The sequence below is a fragment of the Blautia faecis genome, from assembly GCF_020554845.1.
Taxonomy (GTDB): domain Bacteria; phylum Bacillota; class Clostridia; order Lachnospirales; family Lachnospiraceae; genus Blautia_A; species Blautia_A faecis.
In genome coordinates this window covers 71,512-80,692 of the sequence record NZ_JAJCIA010000020.1, presented here as the reverse complement: position 1 = coordinate 80,692, position 9,181 = coordinate 71,512, and the positions used below count along the sequence as shown (strand labels likewise).

At 45.7% G+C, this 9,181-nt stretch carries 6 protein-coding genes; all 6 read right to left on the bottom strand.

The genetic code is table 11. The annotated features are described in order from the left end of the window. Positions 1 to 60: 60 nt before the first annotated feature. The 6 genes from LIZ66_RS11235 to LIZ66_RS11210 all read right to left on the bottom strand — a co-directional run bounded on the left by LIZ66_RS11235 (position 61) and on the right by LIZ66_RS11210 (position 9,114). Positions 61 to 2,682: a glycosyl hydrolase family 95 catalytic domain-containing protein gene (locus tag LIZ66_RS11235; protein ID WP_195380066.1), complete on the bottom strand. Its 2,622-nt coding sequence runs from the start codon at positions 2,680 to 2,682 to the stop codon at positions 61 to 63. Between the two features lie 44 nt (positions 2,683 to 2,726). Further along, a complete protein-coding gene (locus LIZ66_RS11230) occupies positions 2,727 to 5,093 on the bottom strand; it encodes a glycoside hydrolase family 31 protein (protein WP_195380067.1) in 2,367 nt (788 codons plus the stop codon). Positions 5,094 to 5,280: 187 nt separating this feature from the next. Beyond that, positions 5,281 to 6,150 carry an AraC family transcriptional regulator gene (locus LIZ66_RS11225; RefSeq protein WP_173770767.1) on the bottom strand — a complete coding sequence of 290 codons (870 nt, stop codon included), beginning with the start codon at positions 6,148 to 6,150 and terminating at the stop codon, positions 5,281 to 5,283. 121 nt (positions 6,151 to 6,271) lie between these two features. Beyond that, a complete protein-coding gene (locus LIZ66_RS11220) occupies positions 6,272 to 6,568 on the bottom strand; it encodes a hypothetical protein (protein WP_173773195.1) in 297 nt (98 codons plus the stop codon). Then, positions 6,569 to 7,741, bottom strand: a complete 1,173-nt coding sequence (locus LIZ66_RS11215; protein WP_227200842.1) for an aminotransferase class V-fold PLP-dependent enzyme — start codon at positions 7,739 to 7,741, stop codon at positions 6,569 to 6,571. It lies immediately after the preceding gene. Positions 7,742 to 7,746: 5 nt separating this feature from the next. Beyond that, positions 7,747 to 9,114 (bottom strand): hypothetical protein, encoded by a 1,368-nt coding sequence (locus LIZ66_RS11210; RefSeq protein WP_195380069.1) that lies wholly within the window; start codon positions 9,112 to 9,114, stop codon positions 7,747 to 7,749. Positions 9,115 to 9,181: the final 67 nt, after the last annotated feature.

The window sequence follows — 9,181 nt, the reverse complement described above, 5'->3', positions numbered from 1 at the left end:
CCAGAATTAAACTGGCAAAGCTATATCCAACAACACTTTAAAAACTAGATGGATGTACTACTAGATCCGGAATAATTCTGCATGCTCTTCTTTATACAGCTCTATATTTAAGTACTCTCCAAAGTGCACTTCATCCGGTCTTCCGTATTCATAAGAAACCTTCACAGATTTTCCTGGCCATGGGTTTTCCACTCTGCATGGGTGTCCTTTGTGACTGAGTATGGTAACTCGCTCTACCTCACCGTCTTTCAAAACAGCGCTTACTTCAAAGCCACCCCAGGCACGGAAATTCCGGAAAGAGGCATTGGGATGCTCTGCGCTCGGCCATACCGGGAAAATACGGATCACACCCTCGCAGCTTTGCAGCATCATCTCCTGGATGGCATCCGGGATGGTGTTCAGCTGCTCGATTCCGTGAGGATTTTCTTTCAGGAATCCATTTGGGATTCCCCTGTTAAGAATCATGTCGCGCATTTCTTTCCAGATGATTTCCGGATCGTAGCCTACACGTACTGCGGCGGTGAAAAACAGACAGCTTAAGTTGGATGCGTTAAAAGCGCCAGCTTTGTAGAAATGAGGATTTTTCACGCCTTCTGCTTCTTCAAGTGCCTTCTTATATTCCAGCTCTCCCAGCGCATTTTCCACCAGCGCATGAATCTGCACCGTATTTCGCGCCACTTCCAGCTCTTCCGGTTCACTTCCAAGCCCAATTGCATTACCCGGGTAAATCTGCATTACATTTCCCGGAAAATGGAAAGACCATTTGCCACCGATACCTTCATCATAATAAATCTCTTTGTCCAGCATTTCTTCCGGAAGCAGATCCTCCAGCTTCACATCCACCTCTTTCCAAAGAGTTGGATTCTCCTGAATCTCCCGAATTGTCCCCTTTGGATAAGGTGCCAGGTTCTCTGCGATTTCCAGCCATTTTTCCCTCTTTTTCTCATCCAGATCAAGTGCCTCACTGATTCTCGGCATCCAGGTAAAGAAGGTTTTCAGATAACCTAATGTATTCACCGGATCTTCCGGAACGCCATTGTCACGGATGTTCCCATCTGTGCGCTCGTGCATACCATCTCCAACTACATGGTAAACGCCATCCCTGCACACCAGATCCTTTTCCCAGAAATCTGCCACACCGCGAAGATAGGGGTAAACCTTCTGTGCATACGTCTCATCCTCCGTGATTCCATAACGATAGATCATATTCAAAGCACCGTGAATGGCTGGGGATTTCATATGCAAAAGTAGGGCCTCACTTACCAGGCCGTGAGGTCCCAGGCCCAGAGGATAATAAAGTCCCTCATGGTGAAGCAGCCGCTTACACATCTCATCTGAAATTTCCATCAGTTTCAGATAAGGCGCATCGTGAGGATCGGACTGCTGGAAATGTCCGGAAACCATCAGATTCAGATAGGGAGACTGATGGTTATAATTAATCTTATAATTTCCATTCCATGCCGGACGGTCAAAAGTACTGATTCCCAGAATATTGGGCGGATATTCCGGATCCCGTGATACACTTGCCAGCATATATTTTGACAGATAATATCTCTGCTCGATCACCGGATCATCCAGAGAAATTTCGGAAACACTCCAAAACTTTTTCCACCATACCAGGTGCCGTTCATGAAGAGTTTCCACATCTTCTTCCGTTATCCACCTTGCCCTGGAAAAGGCATACTCATAAGGTCTGCTGCACTTCGCCCAGGAGCGCACTGGCAGAACGAAGGTTGCCCGCTCACCGGCTTTTATTTTTCTGTGAGTGCTTCTGTCACTTAGCTTCCCTGTATTTCCAAATGCTTTAACTGCCTCAACATTCTTTAAAATACCGTTTCCCGCCGAAGGTTCTGTAAATACCGCTTTATTTGATTTATTCCCACTTTCCTCAGTGGATATAATAGATTCTTTCTTTAAAGAACCCAAACTTTCAACGCCGCCAATTACTTTCGTTTCCTTCAGAAAGCCCCCAGCAAAACCAACCTTAGTTGGAATATCCACATGATCTGAAAACTGCCGGTATCCACTTACAATCCCACCGCCGGTTTTCTTTACCTGCAGCGGACGTCCCGTCACCAGTCCAGCGAACATTCCGTTCTGGATATTCTCCAACTCACCGCTTCCCCAGACATCCACAGCTTTTTCGCAGCCTTTTCCTATTTCGTCCGGAAAATAAAAATCAAATTCCACATCCAGATCTGTCTCACTCTCAAACTCTACCACAAGAATGTTCTCATCTGCAGCCACCCAGCTTTTCAGAGAACATTTCTCTCCGGCGGAATTTGTCAATATTGTTATAGTTTCTCCCGTGGCAAACTTCTGCTCCGTATACCACCTGGCACCCTCCATAGCAGGAATATCAAACACCATACGCCCTACCGGTCTGGGGCTTCCGCCGCTTACCGCCGGATCACATTTGGCAGAACTGTTATCATGAAAGAATTCCCAGTTCGCCGCACTTTCCATTTGCCAGAAGTCATTGGTCGTAAACCAGAACTGTGGATACCTCCCATCCCCGGCCACTGCCGCCAGCAAATCTCCATTTCCCAAAATCGGCGCGTCAATCTTCGTCCCCGCATTCTGCCAGATTTTCCATCGTCCGCCCCCTGAAACATCCACATTTCCATCTGGCACAGCCGTCGGAGCCTCAGTAAATACAGCCCTATTTCTCTCTACAACCATATATCTTTCCTTCTCTCCACTTTCGCTTCCCGCACCGCAGTATCCTACTTTATAATCACCGTCTCATAAACCGCTTCCCTCATTCCCGGGAAGCTGCCCTCTCTACGCCCATTCACCAGCTGTCCTGCCGCATCCTTCCACTGGAATCTGGTCGTCGCATACGCCCCATTCTCAAAGTTATAGTTATTTCCTTCATCCTCATACAGCACAAACTCTCCGTCTGCCCCAGGATAAACGATAATCTGTACCGGCTTCTCTGGCTCCTGCTCTGCATAAACCAGCCCATCAGCCACCGGAATGATCGCACCCGTCTTCACGAAAATCGGGATCCGGTCAATAGGTGTCTCCACCTTCACATACTGGCCGCCCTCATATTTCTCATTTGTCCAGTAATCGTACCAGATCGTACCAGCCGGCAGATAACACTCCCATGTCTTTTCCCTGTTAAGCACGGTACTTTCCGGACCATAATACATAGGCTCCGTAACTGCACAGATCAGCAGGGATGGTCCAAACATAAACTCATTCTCCACCTTTCGCGCCTCCCTGTCCTCCGGGAAATCAAACAACAGGCTTCGCATAATGGTATAATCCTCAAAATGTACCGCCCCTGCCAGCGAATAAATATAAGGCATAAAATGATATCTCAGCTTGATAAATTTCTCGATAGCATCATAGAACATAGTGCCCTTTTCCCCGAAATTCCAGATTTCTCTCGGCGTATCTGTACCATGAGACCGGAACATAGGAAGAAATGTTCCCATCTGAAGCCAGCGTGTATAAAGCTCACAATATCCCTTATCTTTCACACCCTCATTATATTTTCCCTGCCAGAACCACTTGGGCTCCGGATCCGTGTTGCATCCGCATCCACGGTTCTGCCACTTATCTGCAACTGTGAAAAAGGCTCCGATATCCAAGGTCCAATAGGGATAACCGCTCAGTCCCATATTCAAACCTTCTACGATCTGGATCTTCAGATTCTTCCAGTCCGCGCAGGTATCTCCAGACCACAGCATAGCTGCATACTTCTGACCAGATGCATAACCGGAACGTGTCAAATTCAGTACACGCATATCCTCCCGATCCTTTCTCTGGTTCTCATAAATTCCCTTTGCATGCTCCAGGGCAAAAGCGTTGGCCACAGCAGGATCCAGGTATTTCTTGTGCTCGCCTCCAACCAGCTGGAAACGCTCCCAGGGCTCTCTTTTCACCGCACCGCCCCAGTCCGGACCGGAAAACGGCTCTGTGGAGTCACACCACCAGGAATCAAAGCCCTGGTCAAACAGCCCCTCCTTCGCCTGTTTCCAGTACATTTCTCTTGCTTTTTCATTAAAAGCATCATAGGTTGCATAATCATACAGAAGATATCCGGCATCAAAAAATTCCTGATGATTTTTTCCTCCGGCATTCATATTCGGCCATACAGAGACCATGCTGTGGGCATGCATCTCATGAATCCGCTCCATGCACTCCTTGTTATCCCCATAACGGGACTGATCCAGAATCTTCTCCCCCCAGTTGCCCGGATCCCAGGTATTCCAGTCCTGAACCACACAATCCAGCGGAACCCCGATTTCTCTGTAATGGCGTACAATTTCCTCTAATTCTTTGGAAGTATAATATTGCTCCTTGGACTGGATATAACCATAAGCCCACTTCGGCAGCATCTGCGCCTTGCCTGTCAAATAGCGATAAGCATGGATAATTCCATCCATGGTATTGCCGCCCATGAAATAATAATCGATCTGATCCACTGTATCCAAAAACAGGTAAGACTCCCTTCCCTCATCATTAAAAGTCATCAAAGAACAGCAGTCAAACAGCACTCCATATCCTTCTGTAGAAACAAACAGAGGCATTGGGATCCTCATATTGTGCTGGTAAAGATACTGATTGTGTCCGCGATAATTGTAAATTCCTTCCTCCGCCTGGCCAAGACCGTGAATCTCTTCCTCCTCTTTCCAGTCGAAAAATACCCTTGCACGATAACCGTCGCGCACCTTCTCCGGCTTCAGATTCTGAATAAAGTTACGCTCACCGTCAACTGTTTTTACACGGTTGATAACCGGCTTCTCACCTCCAGTTGTATAGCGTACTACGTCAATTTTTGTTAAATCTGCCTTATCCTGTATGCACCACCTGGTTCCGTCCGCGTGCTTCCACTCTATTCTTCCAGATGAAAGTTCCAGAGAGGCCAGAACTTTTCCAGTCTTTAGTTCCAGCTTTTCTTCGTTTTCCTCTGCTGCAAACTCAACTGCCGGATATTCCTTTTTTTCAATAATAAGAGAGTCGTTTCCCTTAATCTCCTCTTTTCCAATTACACAGCGGATAATTTCCTCTGTAACCGGAATCAGCCGGTATAACATTCCTGCCGCTTCCGTCTGTACATACCTGTCTGTTTTTATCATTTTCCATTCCCTCCGTTTTTCAATCCCCTTTTTTTTACGTTGTCTGTCTGAAAGAGCCTCTTGCGTGATAATAAATTCCAACGAAATTTTCCATTACATAAAAAGCTGGCACATCAGGACAAAGCTTCCTGCTTTTATCCTAACATGCCAGCCTGAAAAAGGTCTATGTCTTATCTGCTCCTGAATTTTAATTATTTTTACTCTTCTCATATCCGGGAGTTTTTCCCATATGCTTCTTATATAATCTGTAAAAATTGGAAATATTATTGAACCCACATGCCAAGGCAATCTCAGTCACATTTGCCCCATCCTCCCGAAGCAGCTCCCGGGCCCGGTTCACACGCAGACGTGTCACATAATCACTGAAGCTGATGTTGGTGAACTTACGGAAATAGGAGGAGAAATAGTTGGAGCTCATATAAACAGACGCTGCAACCTCCTCCAGCGTAATCTTCTCACAATAATGAGCGTTTATGTAAGTAAAAGCCTGCTCCAGACGTTTCATGGCATTTTTCTTTTCCCGAAGCATTTCACCGGACTTGGTCTCATCCTGATAAGCCCGGATCAGCATGGTCAGAATCCGCAGAACATTCGCCTTAATCATAAGCGGATAGCCCTCCTTGCGCTCCTGCCATTCCTGATAAATCTCCTGTATGCTGGTACGGATCTCCGTATTCACAGTTTCTTCATGGCCCACTCTGTTCTTAAAATTAGTTCCACGCTCAACGAAGGGCCGCAGATATTCCGTGTCAAAGGTACTGATCTTCTCTGCTACAAACTCCGGCGAAAAAATCATAACCAAAAGCTTCATTCTGCCTCCCAGAAGTTTCCAGCCATGCGGCTCTACATTATTGAAAATGATAATATCATTCTCTTTCATGGTATATTCCTGTCCATTAACGAAATAGTTTCCCTTTCCTTCCAGAACCCAGGTGATCTCAAAATAGCTGTGCCAGTGCCAGGTTCCCGGATGACTGTTGGAAGGGTTAAGCTCCACTTCTGATATCTGAAAAGGAAATTCTTTATCAAGAGGAATGCTGTCTCGTTCCAGTCTCATACTCTGCCCCCTGTAATAATCTCATGAGCACAGTATAGCAGACTTGTGTTCTGCATGCAATCAGCCTTAAAGATTATGTTATTGTTCATTCCGTGAACAGGAACACGGAGTAAGCAGTAACTTATTCTTTTTTTTGACCGGAATACAAAAATTCTTCTAACCTTTGCAGCTCATCCTCATGCTTCCCATGAACTGCAATTCTGAAATAATCTTTTCCCTGCACTCCCTTTATCATATAATAATCATTTTCTATTTTGAAAAAAGGCTCTTTCAGCATATCCAGATACACAAAACTTCCCAGAGGTCTCAGACTTAATATAAAAGCTTTGTCTATAGGCGCATCCAGAAGGTAATCCGTTGCGAACCAGCCTGATTCTGCACACTTTTCTCTTGACGGCTGTTTTCCAAGAATTTTCATTTAATCGGCTCCTCTCAATGATGCTGCAATCTGGCCTGCTGCCTCCAGAAATGCAAGGATTTCCTCTTCTTTCGTAAACCAGGAAACGCTCACTCTCACAGTTCCACTGTTTTTTGTTCCCATTGCCTCATGAATCAGGGGGGAACAATGAAGTCCGGCGCGCACTGTAATTTCATAACCGTTTTCCAGGATATATGCCGCATCCGAAGCTTTCAGCCCCTGAAAATTCAGGCTCATAACAGGTCCCTTACATTCTGCAAAGCTGCCATATATCTGTACCCCCGGAATTTTCCCAAGCCCTTCATACAAAAGCTTCATCATTCTTTCTTCTTTTTCCTGTATCCTGTCCACGCCGGTTTCCAGCACGAATTCCACACCGGCAAGAAGTGCCCTGATCCCCGGCAGATTCTGAGTGCCGACCTCATACTCATAATCACCGTCTTCATAAGTAAGCTGTTGACTGTTCCGCCCTGTGCCGCCATACTTCAATGGCTTCAGCTCCAGCCCCTTTCTTATGAAAAAGCCCCCGGTGCCTTGTATTCCCAAAAGACTTTTATGCCCTGTAAAAATAACCCCATCTGCCCTCCAGCTGTCTGCATCCACCGGAATACAACCTGCACTTTGCGATACATCAACAAGCAGAAGCAGATTATTTTCTCTTACAAAATTTCCAATCAGCTTCATATCCTGCACATATCCGGTCACATTGGAACAGTGGTTTACAATAAGAGCTGACGGATTTTTCCCTGTGTTTTCCAGAGCTTCTTCCAAACCTTTTTCCAGTGCCTTCCGGGTAACTGCTCCATTTTCCAGGCAGGAAATGATTGTTACCGGATGCTTCTTGAATACCGGCTGATTCATAAGCGGGCGCAATACACTATTGTGCTCTGTCTGGGTTGCCAGGATCCCACGTCCCTCTTCTCCGTAATCCAGTCCACACAGCACGGTGTTCAGGCTTTCCGTAGCACCTGAGGTAAAAAAGATCCGGTCATGAGCATGGATGCCAAGCAGCTTTCCAAGCTTTTCCCTGCACCTTTCTTCTGTATCTTTTTTCAAAATTGCGCTTCCTCCCCGAAATTGCGAAGCAGGCGTGCCCATAAGACACGCCTGTACAGCTTCACACACAGAGGAAGGCTTGGGCCAGGAAGTGGCCGCATTGTTCAGATAGATCATCTAACTCATCCTTCCAGGATATTGAAATTCATAACCTTTGCAATTTTTTTGATCAGCTTGGTGTAATCACCAAAAATCAGAACCTGATGATGTCCAAAGCCAGCCAGATTGTGCATAAACTCCCTTGCATCATCCATCTGGATATAGTAATATGGGCTGCAATAGGTCTCGGCATATTCCGAACGGATTACTTTTCCCTTCTTAATGCACATGGTATCACCTGCCGGATTGAAACGGCCAAGTGTAATATAATCGTCTTCATTCTGTGTAAAATCAACCTGAAGCTTGCCGCCGAAGCCCTGTCCGGTAAATGCCCACAGCTTGTATTCCAGCGGTTTTGTTCCATATCCGTTCATACAAAGGGCCGGAACTGCATGATGGATCCTGAGCAGCTCATCTGTCTCATGATTTGGATTTCCCATAAAGGCCGGACGATTTGCAGCGTATTGCATGATCAGCATTGCCATAAGTGCATTCAGGTCTTCCTCGCATCCGCTTGGAATTCCCTCATCCTTCATAATTGAATGACACATACATGGTGTAAATTTACGGTTCTGTGGAATTTCCGTCGTACAAAGCTCATGACAGGCTGTGGAAAATGCATTGCAGTCATAAATATCCATCATTTTCTTTGCTGCAAGATAGTATTTGATATCATTGATAAACCAGTCTGTATTTACCTGGGTATCTGTGGAGCCTGCAATCAGCTTCTCAGCAATCGGCTTAGCCTCTTCATCGGTAATCTGATCCATATATTTGAAAATAGAAGTAAATGGAAGCTTGATCACCTCGAATCCATAGCGCTGACGAAGGACCTCCGGATCACGGATAAGGCTCTGGATTCCAAATGTAGGCTGTGATCCTGCTGTCAGAACAAGTGCTCTTGTATTGCGAACTGCTTTTCTTACCCAGAGAATATGTGCGATCTCGTTTACATCTTGAAGATCCATTGCCACATATGCTTCCACACCAATTGAGCGGCAATATGCTGCAAAATCAATGCCCTCATTTCCATTCTGCCAGATAATGACCGGTTTTCTGTAGCGTTCCAGCTTCGGAATTCTCCATCCCATGCAAAGGAAGCAGTCAATTTCATCTACATCTTCACCGATCTTGTCGAACATTTCTTTTTCTACAACAAAGGATTCATTATATCTTACATCCAATGCCTCTTTAAATTCAACCTCGCTGATCACGTCCTTCAGGGCCTCTACAGAGCTTTTGAAGGTTTCATCAGCAACCTTTGTCTCTGCCTCTACAGTCATATCCTCTTTTCGTCCGGCACGGCACGGGCCTTCCCAGAAATGCGTGTGTGTCAGACAACCGATCAATGGTCTTACAACAAGTTTTACATCCATAGCTTTCTGTTTCATAGTTTGAAATACCTCTTTTCCCCATTCAATTTTTGTGTTTCCCCCGCGTATTAATTTCAATTATATC